The 17,113-nt window shown below is 67.6% G+C and carries 16 protein-coding genes; 12 read left to right on the plus strand and 4 right to left on the minus strand.

The window, feature by feature from the left end; genetic code table 11:
• Positions 1-146 precede the first annotated feature (146 nt).
• The 8 genes from ABVF28_RS07120 to ABVF28_RS07155 all read left to right on the plus strand — a co-directional run bounded on the left by ABVF28_RS07120 (position 147) and on the right by ABVF28_RS07155 (position 7,455).
• Complete coding sequence (locus ABVF28_RS07120) at positions 147-887, plus strand: ABC transporter ATP-binding protein (RefSeq protein WP_371029974.1); 741 nt, start codon at positions 147-149, stop codon at positions 885-887.
• The gene (locus tag ABVF28_RS07125) at positions 884-1,729 is read left to right on the plus strand and encodes an ABC transporter permease (RefSeq protein ID WP_371029975.1); all 846 of its coding nucleotides are present in this window, start codon (positions 884-886) and stop codon (positions 1,727-1,729) included. Before ABVF28_RS07120 ends, ABVF28_RS07125 begins: the two co-directional genes overlap by 4 nt.
• 99 nt (positions 1,730-1,828) lie before the next feature.
• Positions 1,829-2,854 carry an ABC transporter substrate-binding protein gene (locus tag ABVF28_RS07130; RefSeq protein WP_104285374.1) on the plus strand — a complete coding sequence of 342 codons (1,026 nt, stop codon included), beginning with the start codon at positions 1,829-1,831 and terminating at the stop codon, positions 2,852-2,854.
• Positions 2,851-4,008 carry a zinc-binding dehydrogenase gene (locus ABVF28_RS07135; RefSeq protein WP_371029976.1) on the plus strand — a complete coding sequence of 386 codons (1,158 nt, stop codon included), beginning with the start codon at positions 2,851-2,853 and terminating at the stop codon, positions 4,006-4,008. The genes ABVF28_RS07130 and ABVF28_RS07135 overlap by 4 nt, the downstream gene beginning before the upstream one ends.
• Entirely contained in the window at positions 4,005-4,661 is a 657-nt protein-coding gene (locus ABVF28_RS07140; RefSeq protein ID WP_371029977.1) for an amino acid synthesis family protein, read from the plus strand. The genes ABVF28_RS07135 and ABVF28_RS07140 overlap by 4 nt, the downstream gene beginning before the upstream one ends.
• The gene (locus ABVF28_RS07145) at positions 4,658-5,209 is read left to right on the plus strand and encodes an amino acid synthesis family protein (RefSeq protein ID WP_104285376.1); all 552 of its coding nucleotides are present in this window, start codon (positions 4,658-4,660) and stop codon (positions 5,207-5,209) included. Before ABVF28_RS07140 ends, ABVF28_RS07145 begins: the two co-directional genes overlap by 4 nt.
• A 13-nt stretch (positions 5,210-5,222) precedes the next feature.
• Positions 5,223-5,981 carry an alpha/beta fold hydrolase gene (locus tag ABVF28_RS07150; protein WP_371029978.1) on the plus strand — a complete coding sequence of 253 codons (759 nt, stop codon included), beginning with the start codon at positions 5,223-5,225 and terminating at the stop codon, positions 5,979-5,981.
• On the plus strand, positions 5,974-7,455 hold the full coding sequence (locus ABVF28_RS07155; protein ID WP_371029979.1) for an aldehyde dehydrogenase: 1,482 nt from the start codon (positions 5,974-5,976) through the stop codon (positions 7,453-7,455). The genes ABVF28_RS07150 and ABVF28_RS07155 overlap by 8 nt, the downstream gene beginning before the upstream one ends.
• 18 nt (positions 7,456-7,473) lie before the next feature.
• On the opposite strand, the gene ABVF28_RS07160 is transcribed toward ABVF28_RS07155, so the two are convergent.
• Positions 7,474-7,932 carry a winged helix-turn-helix transcriptional regulator gene (locus ABVF28_RS07160; protein WP_371029980.1) on the minus strand — a complete coding sequence of 153 codons (459 nt, stop codon included), beginning with the start codon at positions 7,930-7,932 and terminating at the stop codon, positions 7,474-7,476.
• Between the two features lie 583 nt (positions 7,933-8,515).
• Here ABVF28_RS07160 and ABVF28_RS07165 point away from each other — a divergent pair.
• From ABVF28_RS07165 to ABVF28_RS07175, 3 genes are all read left to right on the plus strand, one after another.
• Entirely contained in the window at positions 8,516-9,421 is a 906-nt protein-coding gene (locus tag ABVF28_RS07165; protein WP_371029981.1) for an MFS transporter, read from the plus strand.
• A gap of 129 nt (positions 9,422-9,550) precedes the next feature.
• A complete protein-coding gene (locus ABVF28_RS07170) occupies positions 9,551-10,546 on the plus strand; it encodes an NADP-dependent oxidoreductase (protein ID WP_371029982.1) in 996 nt (331 codons plus the stop codon).
• A gap of 53 nt (positions 10,547-10,599) precedes the next feature.
• Positions 10,600-11,472 carry an alpha/beta fold hydrolase gene (locus ABVF28_RS07175; RefSeq protein ID WP_371029983.1) on the plus strand — a complete coding sequence of 291 codons (873 nt, stop codon included), beginning with the start codon at positions 10,600-10,602 and terminating at the stop codon, positions 11,470-11,472.
• Between the two features lie 282 nt (positions 11,473-11,754).
• On the opposite strand, the gene ABVF28_RS07180 is transcribed toward ABVF28_RS07175, so the two are convergent.
• Entirely contained in the window at positions 11,755-12,468 is a 714-nt protein-coding gene (locus ABVF28_RS07180; protein ID WP_104285386.1) for an SDR family oxidoreductase, read from the minus strand.
• Positions 12,469-12,620: 152 nt separating this feature from the next.
• On the opposite strand from ABVF28_RS07180, the gene ABVF28_RS07185 reads away from it, so the two are divergent.
• Positions 12,621-13,223 (plus strand): TetR/AcrR family transcriptional regulator, encoded by a 603-nt coding sequence (locus tag ABVF28_RS07185; protein ID WP_371029984.1) that lies wholly within the window; start codon positions 12,621-12,623, stop codon positions 13,221-13,223.
• A gap of 76 nt (positions 13,224-13,299) precedes the next feature.
• Here the strand turns inward: ABVF28_RS07185 and ABVF28_RS07190 are convergent, their stop codons facing one another.
• The gene (locus tag ABVF28_RS07190) at positions 13,300-15,537 is read right to left on the minus strand and encodes a beta-glucosidase (RefSeq protein WP_371029985.1); all 2,238 of its coding nucleotides are present in this window, start codon (positions 15,535-15,537) and stop codon (positions 13,300-13,302) included.
• A 47-nt stretch (positions 15,538-15,584) separates the two neighbouring features.
• Entirely contained in the window at positions 15,585-17,024 is a 1,440-nt protein-coding gene (locus ABVF28_RS07195) for a helix-turn-helix domain-containing protein (RefSeq protein ID WP_371029986.1), read from the minus strand.
• Positions 17,025-17,113: the final 89 nt, after the last annotated feature.

Raw genomic sequence — 17,113 nt, forward strand, 5'->3', positions numbered from 1 at the left:
GTCCGTAGTGGCGTGTTCGAGAAGGCCTCGACGATTGGACAGCGGTGACCATACGAGAAGCAAGCGAGCGACGACCAGAGCCGATTGTGGAACTGGCTGAATGCGCGATCACGTTCCCTGATCAGGGCTCAGGCGCGTACACAGCTGTGAGGGATATCTCCCTCACAGCTCAACCCGGCCGATTCACCTCGGTGGTGGGCCCGACCGGGTGCGGCAAGTCGACCATCCTGAACATGTCGGCTGGCCTGCTGACGCCAACGGAGGGCACGGTCACAGCGCAGGGGCACGCCCTCAAGGGGCTCAACAGTGACGCCGGCTATCTCTTCCAGCAGGACGCGCTCCTGCCGTGGAGGACGGCGATCGACAACGTGGCGCTCGCGCTCGACTACCGGGGCGAGCGTGCAGCCGAATCCCGGAAGGTGGCAGCGGACTGGCTCCAGCGGGTGGGCTTGAAGGGCTTCGAGGGGCGATACCCGGCGCAGTTGAGCGGCGGACAGCGCCGTCGCGTTGCCATGGCACAGATGTGGATCACGAACCCCAGCCTCATTCTGATGGACGAGCCGTTTTCCGCGCTCGACGTGCAGACACGACTCGTGATGGAGGGCGAGCTCCTCAACATCTGGGGCGCGAGCGGAGCAGCGACACTCTTCGTCACGCACGACCTCGACGAGGCGGTCTCGCTGTCCGACGAGATCATCGTCCTCAGCGCCGGACCCGCGAGCACCATCGTCGGGCGGTTCGAGGTTCCCATCGCACGTCCGAGGGACCTCCTCGAAATCAAGCGCGACCCCGTGTTCCAACGCATCTACAGCGAGGTGTGGGACTGCCTCAAGGAAGAAGTCATGAAGACCTACCAGCTCAACGTCGAGTCGGAGGTGGCAGCGTGAGCGCGGCAGTCGCGGCGAGGGCCACCGTGCAGGCAAGCGAGGCCACGCAGGGGCGGAAGCTCGCGACCGCGAATCGCAACCGGAAGCTGCGGATGCTCGGCTACCAGGTTGCGCTCGGTGTCGCATTCATCGCGCTCTGGCAGCTCGGGGCAACGACCGGGGCACTCGATCCGTTCTTCTTCAGCGAGCCGACGGCAGTCTTCGCTCGCATCGTCGAGTGGTTCACTTCCGGCTTCATCTATCCTCACCTCCTCGCTACGACACAGGCCACGCTTCTGGCGTTTGTCATCGGCGTCGGTGGCGGTCTCCTATTGGGCGTCCTGTTCGGTCGCGTGCAGTTCCTCGCGGACCTGTTCGACCCGTTCATCAAGATGTTCAACGCCATGCCGAGGCTGGTCCTCGCGCCGATCTTCCTCCTGTGGTTCGGCATCGGCATCTGGTCGAAGGTCGCGCTCGGCTTCACGCTCGTGTTCTTCGTCGTGTTCTTCAACACGCTCGAGGGCATCCGCAGCGTCCCGCGCGTGCTGACGAACAACTCGAGGATGCTCGGCGCATCCGAGGCGCAGCTCTTGAAGACCGTCTACATCCCGAGCGCGCTCAGCTGGATCTTCTCGAGCCTGCACACGAGCGTCGGCTTCGCGATCATCGGGGCCGTGATCGGTGAGTACCTCGGCGCCTTCCGCGGTATCGGCTACGTGATCGCGCAGGCGCAGGGCACCTTCGACACCACCAGCGTCTTCGCGGGAATGATCACGCTCATGGTCTTCGTGCTCGTCATCGAGTTCTTCATCACTCGCGCCGAGAAGCACCTCCTGCGCTGGCGTGCAGCCGGCACCCACTGACTCGGCTTTCCCTCTGGCCAAGTCCTCACCACATCCCCTTCTTTCAGCGCAACTCCTTTCAGCGCAACTCCTTTCCCTCGAATCTCCAGGAGCGACATCATGCAGCAACGAATCACCCGCCTGCTCGCAGGCGCATCCATCATCGGACTCGGTCTCGGCCTCGCCGGTTGTGCGGACGCCCAGGGCGCGGGTTCGAGCGACGGTCCGACGACGATCGCCGTTGCGGGGCTCACGAACCTGCACAACATCCCCCTTGTCCTTGCCGACGAACTCGGGTACTTCGAGGAAGCCGGTGTTGAGGTCGAACTGACCGACCTGCAGTCGGGAACGAAAGCCCTCGAGGCGGTCGCCTCGGGTTCCGCGCAGGTCGCGGCGAGCTTCTACGACCACACGCTGCGGATGCAGTCGAAAGGCCAGGACTACACCTCGTTCATCGTCCTGTCCCGGAGCCCAGGCGCCGTGCTCGCGGTTCCCCCGAGCAGTGCGGCCGAGGTGACGACGATCGGCGACCTTGCCGGTCAGCCGGTCGGCATCGCGGCTCCCGGATCCGCGGAGGAGGCGTACTTCGCTGAGGCCTTGCAGGGCGACGGTCTGGACATCCAGGACGTGAGCCTCGTCACGACCGGAACCGGCGCGAGCGCGGTTGCTGCTATGGAAGGCGGCCAGGTCGTGGCTGGGTGGATGTTCGAGCCGGCGTTCTCGCAGTTCGAAGCCCGCAACAGCGGCACGGGGATCCTCATCGACACACGCACGGTCGACGGCGCCACGGCGCTCTTCGGCGACGGTGGCTACGCGGCAGAGACGCTCTACACGAAGAACGAGTGGCTCGAGGCGAACCCTGACGCGGCAGCTGGCATCGCTCAGGCCACAGTGCGGGCACTCGAGTGGATGCAGGAGCACACGGCGGCCGAGATCACCGAGGTCATGCCGGCGAACCTCATCGGAGAGGACCCGGCCGCCTACACCGAGGTGCTCGAGCAGAGCCTTGGAATCTTCACGACCGACGGCAAGATGCCGGAGGGCGGCTACGAGGCGAACGTCCGTCTGCTCGAGTCGTCGCAGGGGCTGTCCGATCTGCGTCCGACCGAGACCTTCACGAACGAGTACGTCGAGGCGACGTCGTGACGGGCGGTCTCCCCACCAGCACCAGGGCGGCTGTCGTCCGAGCGCACGGTGAGCCGCTGACGATCGAACAGGTGCCCCTGCCGGAGCGGCTCGCTCCTGGGTCGCTGCTCGTGGAGGTGCTCGCGTGCTCGGTCTGCGGCACCGACGTGCACGGCTGGCTCGGACACCTGACCATTCCCGCCGCGCTGCCGTCGGTCCCGGGGCACGAGATGGTCGGGCGCATCCTCGCCTTCGGTGAGGGTGCTGAGCTCGACTCGTTCGGTGAACCGCTGGCGACGGGTGATCGCGTGATCTGGTCGCACGCCCCCTGCGGTGCGTGCGAGGGCTGCGCGTCTGCGCGAGATTCGGCGCTGTGCTCGCGACCGCAGATGTACGGCTACCTGAACTGCGAGCAGGTGCCGTACGGCGCTGGAGGATTCGCGGAGCACTCCGTCGTCCTGCCCCGCGCCGGGCGGGTCCGAGTGCCGGATGCGGTGAGCGACGAGCTCGCGAGTGTCGCCGCCTGCGCCGTGCGCTCTGCCGCCAACGCGGTCGAGACGCTTGGGCGCACCAAGCCGAGCGACACGGTGCTTGTGCAGGGCAGCGGCCCCATCGGACTGTTCGCCACTGCGATGCTCTCGCTCGGCTCGTATCGGGAGCTCGTCGTCGTGGGCGGGCCGGCAGACCGACTCGCGCTGGCCACCTCCTACGGGGCGACCGCCACGGTCTCCGTCGAGGAGCACACGACTCCGGAAGCGAGGGAGGCGGCGGTACTGGTCGCAACGGATGGCCGTCGTCCCACGAAGATGCTGGAGATGTCCGGCGGGAGAACGGCGTTCGCTGAAGGCTTGCAGCTCGCGGGCAAGGGCGCACGGTACGTGCTCATGGGGCAGGTCGCTGGCTGGGACACGCCCGTGCCGCCTGGTCGCATCACCATGAAGAACCTCGATGTTCGAGGTGCGTTCTCGGGCGACATCACGCACTACCGCGAGGCGCTGCTTTTCCTCGCGCAGCAGGCGGAGCACTTCGATTTCTCGGCGATCGTGTCGAATCGCTACGGGCTGTCGCAGGTGAATGAGGCGATGGAGAACATGAGGACGATGCGTGACACGAAGGCCGTGATCCTGCCTCAGCGCGATCGAGGGTCGGCGTTTGCGGTGGAGGTGGCCGCTTGAGCGCCCTGCTGACGGGTGCCGAGTCGCCGACCGTCGCGCTGACGGAACTCGCTGTCTCGCTCGGTGTTCGACGCATCCTCACCGCACACGAAGACCTCGTCTCCGACGGCGGCGTCGACGCGCCCGCCCCCATCCGTCGGGCGAGCGCCGTCGCCGTCATCCGCAATCCGTGGATCGACGAGGCTCCGCTCCACGATCTGAACTCGCACACGGAGCGACTCGCTCCCGTCGTGGCGAAGCTGCTGACGGACCGGCTCCTGTCGGTGCTCGGCGGTGCCGATGGAATCGAAGCTTTCGGCAAGGCCGCGGTTGTCGGCGTCGCGGGTGAGATCGAACACGCGGGCGCGCTCATCCACACCCCGTATTTCGGCAATCTGGTTCGCGAGTTCCTCGAAGGAACCTCGATCATCTGCTTCGCGGATGCACGAGCCGACGCGAGCGGGGACATCCGGGTACCGCTGTGGCACAAGACACACGCGGCAACTCGGAGCCACTACCAGACGCTCGACGTGCACCTGGCGGACGCCCCCCACGCCGACGAGATCGCGGTCATCGCAGCTGCATCGTCGGGTTCCCGCCCCCACCCAAGAATCGGAGACAGGCGCACTGACCTGCCAGTGTCCTCCGAGATACTGAAAGGCATCGCCTCATGAACGTTCGCAAGATCATCACCATCGTCGACGAGACGCTGACCGAGGGCGGACGCCCGGTCGAACCCGTCGCCCGCATCGCGGTCGTGGCCGCCATCATCGAGAACCCATGGGCTGGGCAGGGCTTCGTGGAGGACCTCAGCTCTGGGATCGATTCGACTGCGTCCGAAGTCGGTGCGCTGCTTGCGCCTCGTGTCATGGAGGCCCTCGGGGCGCCGCTCCAGGCCTACGGGAAAGCTGCCATCGTGGGGCTGCGCGGGGAGATCGAGCACGGGTCCGCGCTCATCCACACGCTGAAATTCGGCGACCATTTCCGTCGGGCGGCGAACGCCAGCACCTTGCTGCCCGCCGTGGAGAAGCGTGGCCCGGCGGGCGTCGCCTTCGACATCCCCCTCAAGCACTTCACGGACGCCACCATCAGGTCACACCACCAGTCGTTCGAGGTGCGGGTCGCGGATGCGCCGCACGCCGACGAGATCCTGATCGCGCTCGCGGGAGCAACGCAGGGGCGCCCTCAGCAGCGCCTCGCGCCGCTCGCGTCCGAGCAGTAGCGGTTGTCGGCGGATGCTGGATCGCGCTCTCGCGGCCCCGATCGTGCTGCTGCACGGAGTCGGCCTCGACCGACTCATGTGGGGTGAGACCTCGACCATGCTCGAAGAGATGGGGTATCGGGTGGTCGCCCTCGACCTTCCAGGCCACGGGTCGAGGCCACCGCTGAGGTCCCGGACGTCACTCGGCGAGCTCGCCGGGGATGTCGAGGCGCGGTTGCCTGACGGTGAATGCCACCTCGTCGGCTTCTCGTTGGGGGCACTCATCGCCCAGCAGCTCGCCGTCGCCGCACCGCACCGGGTGCGCACGCTCGGCTGCGTGAGCTCGGTCTGCGAGCGAACGGATGCGGAGTCCGCGGCCGTACTCGGGCGCCTGGCGACGGCGCAGAACGACTTCACGGCGACCGTCGAACGCTCGATCGAGCGTTGGTATGCGGGCACGACCGTGAGTGCGCAGCTTGTCGCCGAGACCAAGCGCACGCTCGAATCGAACGACGTCGAGTCGTTCGTCCACGCCTACGAGGTCTTCGCCACGGGCGACCGTGCGATCGCGCCGTTCCTCTCGGGCATCCGGCAACGCACGCTAGCGATCACCGGCGAGCTCGACCCGGGGTCAACTCCGGAGATGACCGAGCGACTTGCCGCGCGCATCCCGGGCGCCGAGTCTCGAGTGCTTCCAGGTGTGCGCCACATGCTTCCCGTGCAGGCCCCTCGGCAGCTCGCCCAAGAGATCGACCACCTCATCAACGACGCAGAAGGAGCATCCAGTGACTGAACGATTCGGGCACTTCATCGACGGAACCTGGCGCGACCCGGCGGGCGGTGCGTACTTCGCCAGCACCAACCCGGCCACGCTGGAGACGCTGTACGAGGCGGCGCGCGGCGACGGAGCTGACGTCGAGGTCGCCGTCGCGTCCGCAGCGCGAGCGTTCGACGCCCCTACCTGGCGCGGGCTCACTGCCACGCAGCGCGGGCGTCTCCTGCGCAGACTCGGTGACCTCGTCGGTGAGCACGCCGAGGAGCTCGCGACGCTCGAGAGCCTCGACAACGGCAAGCTCCTGAGAGAGATGCGCGGCCAGCTCGCGTCGCTCCCCGAGTACCTCTACTACTACGGGGGACTCGCGGACAAGATCCAGGGCTCGCAGATCCCCACGAACGACCTGCGCATCCTGAACTACACGCAGCATGAACCTCTCGGCGTGGTGGCCGCGATCACCCCGTGGAACTCGCCGCTGACGTTGACGACGTCGAAGATCGCGCCGGCCCTCGCTGCGGGCAACACCGTGGTCATCAAGCCCAGTGAGTACACCTCGCGAACGGTGCTGCGCTTCGCTGAGCTCGCCGCCCAAGCCGGTTTCCCGGACGGGGTCGTCAACGTGGTGACCGGACTCGGGAACGAGGCCGGTGCTGCGTTGGTCGAGCATCCGGGCATCGCGAAGATCTCCTTCACCGGCTCGACGCGCACCGGCTCGGCCATTGCTTCGAGCGCGGCCGCCCGGTTCATCGGCTGCACGCTCGAACTCGGCGGAAAGAGCCCGAATATCGTGTTCGGTGACGCTGACGTCGGCAACGCGGCGATGGGGGTCATCGCGGGGATCTTCGCGGCGGCAGGGCAGACGTGCATCGCCGGTAGTCGTGTCTTCGCGCACCGTTCGGTGTATGACGAGCTGCTCGAGCGTGTCTCTGCGAGGGCGAAGTCGATCGTCATCGGCGACCCGATGGATGCCGCGACCGAGCTCGGCCCGTTGGCTTTCGAGGCCCAGCTCGAGAAGGTGCGATCGTACGTCGGGATCGGCGTGGATGAGGGCGCACGGGTTCATTCTGGCGGCGGCAGCCCGGACGTTGCGCTGCCCGGGTACTTCTTCGAACCGACCGTGCTCACCGACGTGACGAACCAGATGCGCGTCGTGCGCGAGGAGATCTTCGGGCCCGTCGCGGCGATCATGCCGTTCGACGACGAGGACGAGGTGGTGCGCCTGGCCAACGACACGGAGTTCGGCTTGGCTGCTGGCGTTTGGACGCAGAATCTTGCCCGCGCGCATCGGATGTCGCGGCGGTTGGACGCTGGCACGATCTGGATCAACACCTACCGTGCGATGTCACCGATGTCGCCGCGGCAGGGGTTCAAGAACTCTGGCGTGGGAATCGAGCACGGGATCGAGTCGATGCATGAGTACTCGCGCCTGAAGAGCGTGTGGGTCAACACGAACGAGGAGCCGGTGGGGGACCCGTTCGTGATGCGCGGCTGAACCGAGCTCGGTGGAAGCTCAGCGTCGCACGAACGAGACCTCGTCGGACCGCACGGTGTTGCCGTGTGCATCCACGAGGTGCGAGGTGATGGGTGTCTGGCCTTCGCGGCCGCGCGCATCCACCTTCGGCGGCGTTTCTCTGGGGAGGTGAGTCTCGGCCCATTGCTTCATCGCGATGAGCACTGCGCTCAGTTCGCGGCCGGCCGGCGTGAGGTCGTAGGCCTCGCGCGTGCGTTGCCCCGGTTGTTGATACGAGGTCTTGGTCATCACCTCGGCGTCCACGAGCTTCGCGAGCCTGGCGCTGAGCACGTCGCTGGCGATGCCGAGGCCGTCACGGTACTCCGCGAAGGTTCTTCGCCCGAGCAGCGCCTCCCTGACGAGGAGGAAGCTCCACGGGTCATCGAGGACGCCGAGGCAGCGGGCGATAGCGCACGAGCCGTTCAGGGCCTCTGTGAGTGCTGGCGACTGGCGGGGCATGCTGCGACTCTAACCTGACTCCCTTTTTCGGAGCCAGGTGGGCCCGGCCCCGGATGTGCGCTGGAGTCGGGCAGGGCCGCCGTGTGTGACCGAGATCGACCCTCTGGGTTGCTAAAACAGAGTCAGCTTCTTAGGGTCATGCCAGGCGGCGCAACCCCAGCCCGCGTGTGAGGAGACTGTGCATGTGTTACACCACTTTCGGTCAAAGGATCGGCCTCCGCGGCTTGCAGGGTGGCGCCTCCGAACGCTCCGACGCACCGATTGTCCCCGTTGTCTGAAGTGGCCGCGGGCCGCGATGTGTCGCAGGCGGGCGTGCGGTCGGCCTTCTGGGCCGCTGCGTTCGTGCTCGCCCTCGCGCTCTGGTCGTCTGGGGCGCCGAGCGTCCTCTACCCGCTCTACGCGGAGCAGTGGGACCTCTCTCCCGTCGTCGTTACGAGCGTCTTTGCCACCTACCAGGTTGCACTCGTGATCACGCTCCCGCTCTTCGGCAACCTCTCCGACCTTTTCGGCAGGCGCCTCGTGATGATCGGGGGCGTCGCGCTCGTCGGGGGTGTCTGCCCTCGTCTCCGCTGTCGCTCCGAACGTGGGGTTCCTCTTTGCGGGGAGGGTGCTGCAGGGTGTGGGCGCGGGCCTCGCCATGGGCGCAGCTACCGCCTCGCTGGTGGAGAACAACACGAGTGCGAGCCCGCGCTTCGCGAGTTCCGCGGCGACCGTGTCCACCGCCATAGGCCTGACCGCCGCGCTGGCGCTCAGTGGACTTTTCGCCGAGTTCATCGCCATGCCGCTCGTCTGGAGCTATGTCGTGCTGCTGGGGCTGGCGGCGATGAATATCTGGCTGCTCGCGCTCTCGCCGGACGACCGGCCGACGGAACGCCGCCGGTGGCGACCCCAGCGGCCCAGGGTGCCGGCGGGCATCCGGCTCGGGTTCACGGCCTCGACCCTGTCGGTTGCGCTCGCGTACTGCGTCGGGGCGATCTTCCTCTCCCTCGGCGCGCACATGATCCGGGAGTTCGCTGACACGGAGAGCAGCGCGCTGATCGGTGTCATCCTGGCCTGCTCCTCGGCCACGATCGGGGTCACCGGGTTGCTGCTCTCTCGGATCTCGGCACACGCTTCGGTCTTGGCCGGAGCGATCGTCACGCTCCTCAGCCTTGTGCTCATGGCTGCCGCCAGCGTGTTCGGCTCTCTTCCGCTCTTCTTCGGGTGGTGCCTCGTGGGTGGTGTCGCCTACGCACTGGCGTTCACGGGTGGGCTGGGGCTCATCAATCGGCTCGCTCCCGCGCAGCATCGGGGTGCGAGCCTGTCGCCACTGTATGTCATCGCCTACGCCCTCCAGGCAGGAACCGCGATCGGCGTCGGCGCTATTGCCACCGGTGGGTCGCTGGCCGATGCGGTGCTGGTCGCTGCGGTCGTGCTCGGTGGGATGTGCGTCGCAGTCGTCGCGCTCATCGTCGCGGCTCGGCGAGGAGGGCACCTCTCGGGCGTGTGACACCTTGAGGCCCCGGCGGGCACGGTCGTGCGGTCCGCATTGACTAGATTACTGAGTTGACTCAGAATTGACTACGCTCGGCAATTGCAGGGCGAACCATCACGCGATCTCGACTCCGGAGTCTCACCCATGCGAGCGTTCACCTTCTCCAACTACAAAATGCCCCTTCGCGAGGCCGACGTCGCCGAACCGGTCCTGGGAGACCGTGATGTGCTTGTCCAGGTGCAGGCCGCAGGCGTGAATCAGCTCGACGAGAAGATCCGCATCGGCGAGTTCAAGCAGATCCTGCCGTACAAGCTGCCGCTGACTCTCGGCCACGATGTCGCCGGTACGGTGCTCCGGGTTGGCGCGGCGGTTCGCGGGTTCCGCCCAGGAGACGAGGTCTACGCGAGGCCCCGCGACCACCGCATCGGCACGTTCGCCGAGCGCATCGCCATCGATGAGGCGGACGTGGCGCTCAAACCTTCCGGCATCTCCATGGAAGAAGCGGGCTCGCTCCCGCTCGTCGCCCTTACCGCCTGGCAGGCCCTCGTTGAGATCGGCCGCGTGCAGCCCGGGCAGAAGGTGCTCATCCACGCCGGTGCGGGCGGAGTTGGATCCATCGCGATCCAGCTCGCCAAGCACCTCGGTGCCGAGGTAGCCACCACGGCGAGCGCGGCCAACGCCGAGTTCGTCCGTGGGCTCGGCGCCGACCACGCGATCGACTACCGAGCCGACGACTTCGAGCGGCTGCTCAGCGGCTACGACTTCGTGCTCGACAGCCTGGGCGGCGAGAACCTTGAGAAATCCCTTCGCATTCTGAAGCCCGGTGGAACCGCCGTCGGCATCTCAGGGCCGCCCACCCCTGACTTCGCGCGGAGTGCCGGCCTGAATCCCCTGCTGCGTCTCGCGATCACCGGGCTCAGCGGGAAGGTCCGCAAGCAGGCGAAGCGGCTCGGCGTCGACTACCGCTTCCTCTTCATGCGAGCGAGCGGTGAGCAGCTGCGCGAAATCACCGCGCTCGTCGAAGACGGAACGATTCGGCCGGTAGTCGGACGCGTGTACCCGTTCGACCAGACCGTGGAGGCGCTCGAGTCGCTGGGCCGTGGCGGTATCCGCGGCAAGGCCGTCATCAGCAACCTCTGACCGTCAGCGGTCACACCCCAACCCACTCCCTCCAGGTTCCAAGAGAGAACATCATGAGCAGTGCATCCAATGAGCCCGTCGTCACCTCCTACGCGCTCGCCCCGGCGAAGAGCATCACCGTGGGCGGCATCAGCTACGCCTACCGTGAGCTGGGTCCGAAGGAAGGCATCCCCGTCATCTTCTTCGTGCACCTCGCGGCCACGCTCGACAACTGGGACCCCCGCATCGTCGACCCCATCGCCGAGAAGCGTCACGTCATCACCTTCGACCAGTGCGGCGTCGGTGCCTCAACGGGAACCGTCCCGAGAACCATCGAGGAAGCCGCCGACCACGCGTACGAGTTCATCACCGCGCTCGGCTACGACAAGGTCGACGTCTTCTCGTTCTCCATGGGCGGGATGATCGCGCAGGACCTTGTCGTCAAGCACCCCGACCTCGTGCGCCGCCTCGTGCTCACGGGCACCGGTCCGCGGGGCGGGAAGGACATGGACAAGGTCGTCGGTGTCACCTACCTCGACCTCGTGCGATCCATCCTCACCCGGTCGGACATCAAGGAGTTCCTCTTCTTCAACCGCGACGACCGCGGCAAGCGGGCCGCGAAGGCGTTCGTCGCCCGGTTGTCGGAGCGCACGGTCGACCGCGACACGTCGATCAGCTTGAAGGCATTCCAGACGCAGCTGCGGGCGATCCAGCGCTACGGCCGCTCCGCGCCCTCCGACCTCTCGAAACTCACGCAGCCGACCCTCATCGCCAACGGCGACAACGATCGCATGGTTCCATCAGTGCTCTCCAACGACCTCCACGGGCGCATCGTCGGCTCCGAGCTCGTCATGTACTCCGACTCGGGCCACGGCGGCATCTTCCAGTACCACCACCAGTTCGCGCCGGTGGCCGTCGAGTTCCTCACGCGTTCATCGGCCAGCTGAGAGAAGAGAGCCGACATCATGCCGAAGACATTGAACTCCGAGACCGCCGTGCAGAAGCACTTCAGCACCTTGATCCTCCTCTGGGTGCGAAACGACCAGCCGCGACAGCCCGGGATGGACTACTGGAAGGGTCCGCACGCGTCCCTCCGGCGCAGACCTGGGGGTTGCGCATCCATCTGACGGAGCAGGGATGCGCGAGCGCGAAGTCTGCAGGCGCGTCGCAGGGAGGAGGGGCGCCGCTTGGTGGCGGAACCCCTCCCCGGTCGTGCGTGCTGCGAGCTGCTAGCTGGTCGGGCGGCCGAGCTGTGGGTAGACGGCCTCGAGCGGGGCGCTGAGCCCGGCCCTCAGCTGCACGGAAGTTTCGTCGGCAAGCACCTCGTACTCGCCAGCTTCTGTCGCGTCGTAGACCTTCGACACCAGCACGGCAGGGTCGAGCTTCGGGCCGTCGGCGCCTGCTGCCATGGCGGTGTCGACGTAGGCCACGTGAACCCCTACGACATGCACGCCCGCTGGCTGGAGCTCCACGCGCAGTGAGTTCGTCGCCGACCAAAGGGCCGCCTTCGTCGCGCTGTAAATGCCAGCGACCGCGTACCAGCTGAGTGCCGAGTGCACGTCGATGATGGCAGCTCCGTCCTGCTTGGCGAGGAGCGGCGCGTAGGCGCGCGCGAGGAAGAGCGGGCCGAGGAAATTGACCTCAATGTTGGCGCGGATCTCCTCGTCGCTGTGCGAGAGGATGCCCGGGGACGAGACTGAGGCCCCGGCGTTGTTGATGAGCACGGTCACGTCGGGCGCCGCCTCGACAACCGCTGCGATGGACGCGGAGTCGGTGACGTCGAGGGCGAGGGGGACGACCCGTTCGTCGTCCCAGGTGCGTGGCGTGCGGGCCGTGGCGTAGACCTTGGCGGCGCCGCGGGCGAGGGCCTCGCGGACGAAGTTCGTGCCGATGCCCCCGTTCGCGCCGGTGACGAGGACAACTGCTCCGTTGAGTGAGGGCATGGGTGGTCTTTCTGTTGCTCGGGTCGTCTGGTCAGTGATGATGACGGGGTCCTGGGGCGGCGTGGAAGAATCGGCGTGAGCACCGGTCCTCAGTCGATAGCGACTAAACTCATAACTGAGTCTGCTCAATATCTATTCCCGGAGGAGATCCGATGACCACCGACGGCCGGCCACTGGGACGCCGCGAGCGGAACAAGCTCGACAAGCTCGAGCGCATCACGGCGGCGGCTGGCGAGCTCTTCGCCGAGCGCGGGGTCGACGACGTCACAACGCAGGAGATCGCTGACCGGGCCGACATCGGCACCGGCACGCTCTTCCTCTACGCCAAGACCAAAGGCGAGCTGCTGCTGCTCGTGCAGAACTCCATGTACGAGACCGCGTTCGAAGAGGGCCGCGCGGCCTCAGCTGAGGCGACTGGTGCCCTCGACGGCGTGCTTGCCGTGCTTCGCCCCGTCGTGGCGTGCAACCGCAAGCAGGTCGAGAACGGCCGCACCTACCTGCGCGAGATGGTCTTCGGCGATCCCCAGGAGCCGCGGCACGCCGAGGCGCTGAAACTGACGAGCCAGACGCAGGACCTCGTCGCTGACGTCATCGACCGCGAGACCGCGGCGACGGCCGACACCGCGCGCGCACTCGCGCAGGTCGTCTCCGCGATCATGTTCACCACCATGGCGGCGTCGGTCAACGTCTCGCTGTCGGACGACGAGATCGTCGAGCAGGTGCGGGCGCAGGTCAGCGTGGTGCTGCCCGCCTGACCCGACTGACCTGACTGGCCCGTCCCGACCCGGCGTGCCGGTCCGGGAGCTCCCGAACCGGCACAGTGTGCTGCGTCTAGCGCTTCGCGCTCGCCACGAGCTCGCCGAGCGCCGACTCGTCGAGGGGGCTTCCCGGGAACGCAGCGACGCGCCCGAGCGGCATGGAACCGAGCATCTTGAGCATCTCCGGGTCGGACAGCATCCCGGCCAGTCCGCTGTCCCCTTCGAGGAGGGCGGAGCGGAGCAGCGGTCCACCGCGCTCGTCGTCCAGCCATTCGGCGATCGTCGACGTCTCGTCGAGGGTGAGCGCGAGCTCGTCACCCGCGACCGACACCCGCGTCGAGGCGCGGATGTCGCGGCTCGAGGCACCCACCTCGATGCGGTATTCGCCGCCTTCCACCGTCCATTTCCCGGCGACCGGGTGGAAGTAAGCGAGCTCAGAGCGCGGGACCTCGATGGTGACGGCTGCCGTCGAACCGGCCGTGACCTCCACGACCGAGAACGCGGTCAGCGAGCGAATCGCGCGCGGTACAGCGGAGCCCGGCAGGCCCGTGTAGACCTGCACGACCTCACGCCCGTCCCGGCTGCCCGTGTTCGCGACCTCCACCTGGATGCGCAGGCCGCCGTCCTGGACTTCGACGGCGAGGTTGTCGTAGGCGAAGCTCGTGTACGACAGGCCGTGGCCGAACGGGAACGAGACCTCCGTGCTCCGCGCGTCGTAACCGCGGTAGCCGACGAAGATGTCCTCGCCGTAGCGGACGTGGCCGAACGCGCCGGGGAACCCGAGGTGGGCCGGGGAGTCATCGAGGCGCACCGGGATGGTCTCGGCGAGGCGCCCGGAGGGGTTGACGACGCCGAAGACCACGTCGGCGGTTGCGCCGCCTCCGGCCTGGCCGAGCAGCCAGCCCTCGACGATGGCAGGCGCGAGGTGCTGCCAGGTCGAGGTGCGCACGATGCCGCCGTTGGAGAGCACGACGACGACGTTCTTGTTCGCAGCCTGCACCGCGGCGAGGAGCTCGAGCTGGTCGGCGGGGAGGTCCATGTGCTCACGGTCGAAGCCCTCGGACTCCTCGTGCGCGGGGAGGCCGAGGAAGAGCACGGCGACGGATGCGCTCGCGGCGGTCTTGACCGCATCCGCTCGCAGCGCTTCGGTATCGCCGGAATCGTCGAGCGTGAAGCCGGGCGCGAACCGCACCCGGTCGCCGGCGACCCGGCTCAGCTCGGTGAGGGCGTCGTCGAGGCGGGTCGGGTTGATGAGCGAGCTGCCGGCGCCCTGGTAGCGGGGCGTCCGCGCGAACTCGCCGATGATCGCGATGGTCTCGTCGGAGCCGGGGTCGAGGGGCAGCAGGTTGCCGTCGTTCTTTAGCAGCACGATGCTGCGTCCAGCCGCCTCGCGGGCGAGCGTGTGGTGCTCGTCGACGTCGTAGCTCGCAGATGCGTCCGCGCCCGCCACGATCTTGTCGACGAGCTCAAGCGCACGGCGGGCGGCCGTGGTCACGTGCTGCTCGTCGAGGTCGCCGGAGCGCACCGCATCCACGAGCTGAGCATCCGTGCGTCCGCCGCTGGACGGCATCTCGAGGTCGAGCCCGGCGGCGACGCCGGTGACCCGGTTGTCGACGGCGCCCCAGTCGGAGACGACGAGGCCCTCGTAGCCCCACTCCTCCCGCAGCACGGTCGTGAGGAGCCAGTGGTTCTCGGAGGCGTAGACGCCGTTGATCTTGTTGTACGAGCACATGACCGTCCACGGCTGCTGCTCGGTGACGACCCGCTGGAAGGCGCGCAGGTAGATCTCGCGCAGCGGGCGCTCATCGACATCGGCGCTGATCCGCAGCCGGTCGGTCTCCTGATTGTTCGCGGCGAAGTGCTTGAGCGACGAGCCGACACCCTGGCTCTGCAGCCCGCCCACGAGTGCTGAGCCCATGACGCCGCTCACGAGCGGGTCCTCCGAGAAGTACTCGAAGTTGCGGCCGCAGAGCGGGGAGCGCTTGATGTTGATGCCCGGCCCGAGCAGCACGCCGACGCCTTCCGCCCTGGCTTCCTCGCCGAGCGCGACCCCCACGCGGCGGGCGAGATCCGCGTCCCAGCTCGCCCCGAGCGCCACGGCGGGCGGGAAGCAGGTGGCCGGCACGCTGTCGGCGAGCCCGAGGTGGTCGCCACCCTCACGCTGCAGGCGCACGCCGTGCGGCCCATCCGTCAGCGTCACCGCCGGGATCCCGACCCGCTCGACCGCCTTCGTCGACCAGAAGCTGCCACCACTCGTCAGGGACGCCTTCTCCTCCAGAGTCAGCTCGTCGAGGTGCTCGGCGTGGGTCATCGTGATGCTCCGATCGGTCGCGCGGGGGAGTGCTCGCGGCCCGGAGATCAGGGCGCGTGCCGTTCCAGATAAGCGTAGATCTCGCTGTCGTCGACGCCTGGGAAGCGGCCTGCGGGCAGGGATGCGAGGATCTGCGCGTGCAGGCGGGCGCTCGGCCAGGCGCGGCCGGCCCAACGTGCGGTGAGTGCCGGGTCAGGTCGCCGACAGCAGGTCTCGTCCGGGCAGCGGGACACCTGCCGGTTCTCGGTGTCGCGCCCGCGGAAGTACTTCGCGTCGTCGAACGGCACCCCGAAGGTGACCGAGAAGACCCCCTCGGCCGACTTGCCGGTCTGGATGGTGCTCCAGAACGTGCCGGCAGGGGTGTCCGTGTACTGCCAGAACTCGGTGGTGCGGTGCTCGATCTCCGTCGCCCGCCGCGCACCCCATCGTCTGCAGACGATCTGCCCCTCGACGGCGCCCGTCACGTCGAGCGGTAGGGGCAGATCGTCGTTCTCGTACGCCTTGTAGACCTCGCCGACCGAGCCGACTCGGAGGAAGTGCATGCGCATCCCAAGGTGCTCGGTCATGAGGTTCGTCATGCGCAGCGCGGCCGCCTCGTGGGTGACGCCGAACGCGTCACGGAAGTCCTCGACGGCGAGGTCACGGTCCTTCTTGCGGGCGCTCAGGAAGTCGACGGCCTGCGTGCGGGGGATGAGGCAGGCGGCCGCGAAGTAGTTGATCTCGAGGCGCTGGCGCAGGAAGTCGGCGTACGAGTCCGGCGGCGTGTGGCCCAGGATGCGGTGGGCGACGGCCTGCAGGGCGATCGAGCGCAGCCCGTGGCCGCCCGGGATCGACTCCGGCGGCAGATAGATGCGCCCGTTCTCGAGGTCAGTGATGCTGCGCGTCGAGCGGGGCAGGTCGTCGGCGTAGGCGATCTCGAGGCCGAGCTGCTCGACCATGAGGTGCACCTCGCGGTGCGTGAGAGCCCCGGCGACGTGCCCGACCTGGCGGAGGCGCTCCTCGGCGACCGCCTCTATCTCGGGCAGGTAGTTGTTACGCTCCCGCATCCACGCCCGCTGCTCGGTGTTGCGGATGCGCGCCTCCTCTGGTGTCGCAGATGCGGTCTGTGCGCGACGCTCGAGTTCACGGTGGAGGCCGACGAGCGTCTCGAGGGTGTCGTCTGGCATGCCCTTGCCGCCGCGCAGCTTCGGCAGGCCAAGGCCCGCGAAAAGCGGGGAGGCCTGGGCGCGCTTCAGCTCGAGCTCGAGCGCGGCTCGGCTGTTCGGAGCTTCGGCGCGCACGAGGTCCTCGATCGTCACCCCGAGCGCCCTCGCGAAGGAGGGCAGCTCTGACGGCTTCGGCTCGCGCCGTCCGTTCTCGATGAGTGAGATGCGGCTGGGGCTCGTCTCGAGCATTGCCGCGAGGTCGTCGAGCGTGAGCTTCGCGAGCGAGCGGTAGTGGCGAATGCGGGCTCCGAGCACTGAGGCCGTGTACACGTCGGCGGGCATGGCATGACGCTAGCGCAAGAACAGGACTTATTTACCTCTGTTTCTTGGAAAGAGTTCTCGATCTGCATCAAATACTGGGTTCACCCCGC

It is taken from the genome of Pseudoclavibacter sp. JSM 162008 (assembly GCF_041366455.1).
In the GTDB taxonomy this organism is placed as follows: domain Bacteria; phylum Actinomycetota; class Actinomycetes; order Actinomycetales; family Microbacteriaceae; genus Pseudoclavibacter.

Bases quoted from the DNA above. Each gene is read 5' to 3' on its own strand.
- ABVF28_RS07190 (WP_371029985.1), bottom strand. From the start codon at position 15,537: ATGACCCACGCCGAGCACCTCGACGAGCTGACTCTGGAGGAGAAGGCG.
- ABVF28_RS07130 (WP_104285374.1), top strand. From the start codon at position 1,829: ATGCAGCAACGAATCACCCGCCTGCTCGCAGGCGCATCCATCATCGGA.
- ABVF28_RS07160 (WP_371029980.1), bottom strand. From the start codon at position 7,932: ATGCCCCGCCAGTCGCCAGCACTCACAGAGGCCCTGAACGGCTCGTGC.
- ABVF28_RS07180 (WP_104285386.1), bottom strand. From the start codon at position 12,468: ATGCCCTCACTCAACGGAGCAGTTGTCCTCGTCACCGGCGCGAACGGG.
- ABVF28_RS07175 (WP_371029983.1), top strand. From the start codon at position 10,600: ATGAGCAGTGCATCCAATGAGCCCGTCGTCACCTCCTACGCGCTCGCC.
- ABVF28_RS07150 (WP_371029978.1), top strand. From the start codon at position 5,223: ATGCTGGATCGCGCTCTCGCGGCCCCGATCGTGCTGCTGCACGGAGTC.
- ABVF28_RS07195 (WP_371029986.1), bottom strand. From the start codon at position 17,024: ATGCCCGCCGACGTGTACACGGCCTCAGTGCTCGGAGCCCGCATTCGC.
- ABVF28_RS07185 (WP_371029984.1), top strand. From the start codon at position 12,621: ATGACCACCGACGGCCGGCCACTGGGACGCCGCGAGCGGAACAAGCTC.
- ABVF28_RS07145 (WP_104285376.1), top strand. From the start codon at position 4,658: ATGAACGTTCGCAAGATCATCACCATCGTCGACGAGACGCTGACCGAG.
- ABVF28_RS07170 (WP_371029982.1), top strand. From the start codon at position 9,551: ATGCGAGCGTTCACCTTCTCCAACTACAAAATGCCCCTTCGCGAGGCC.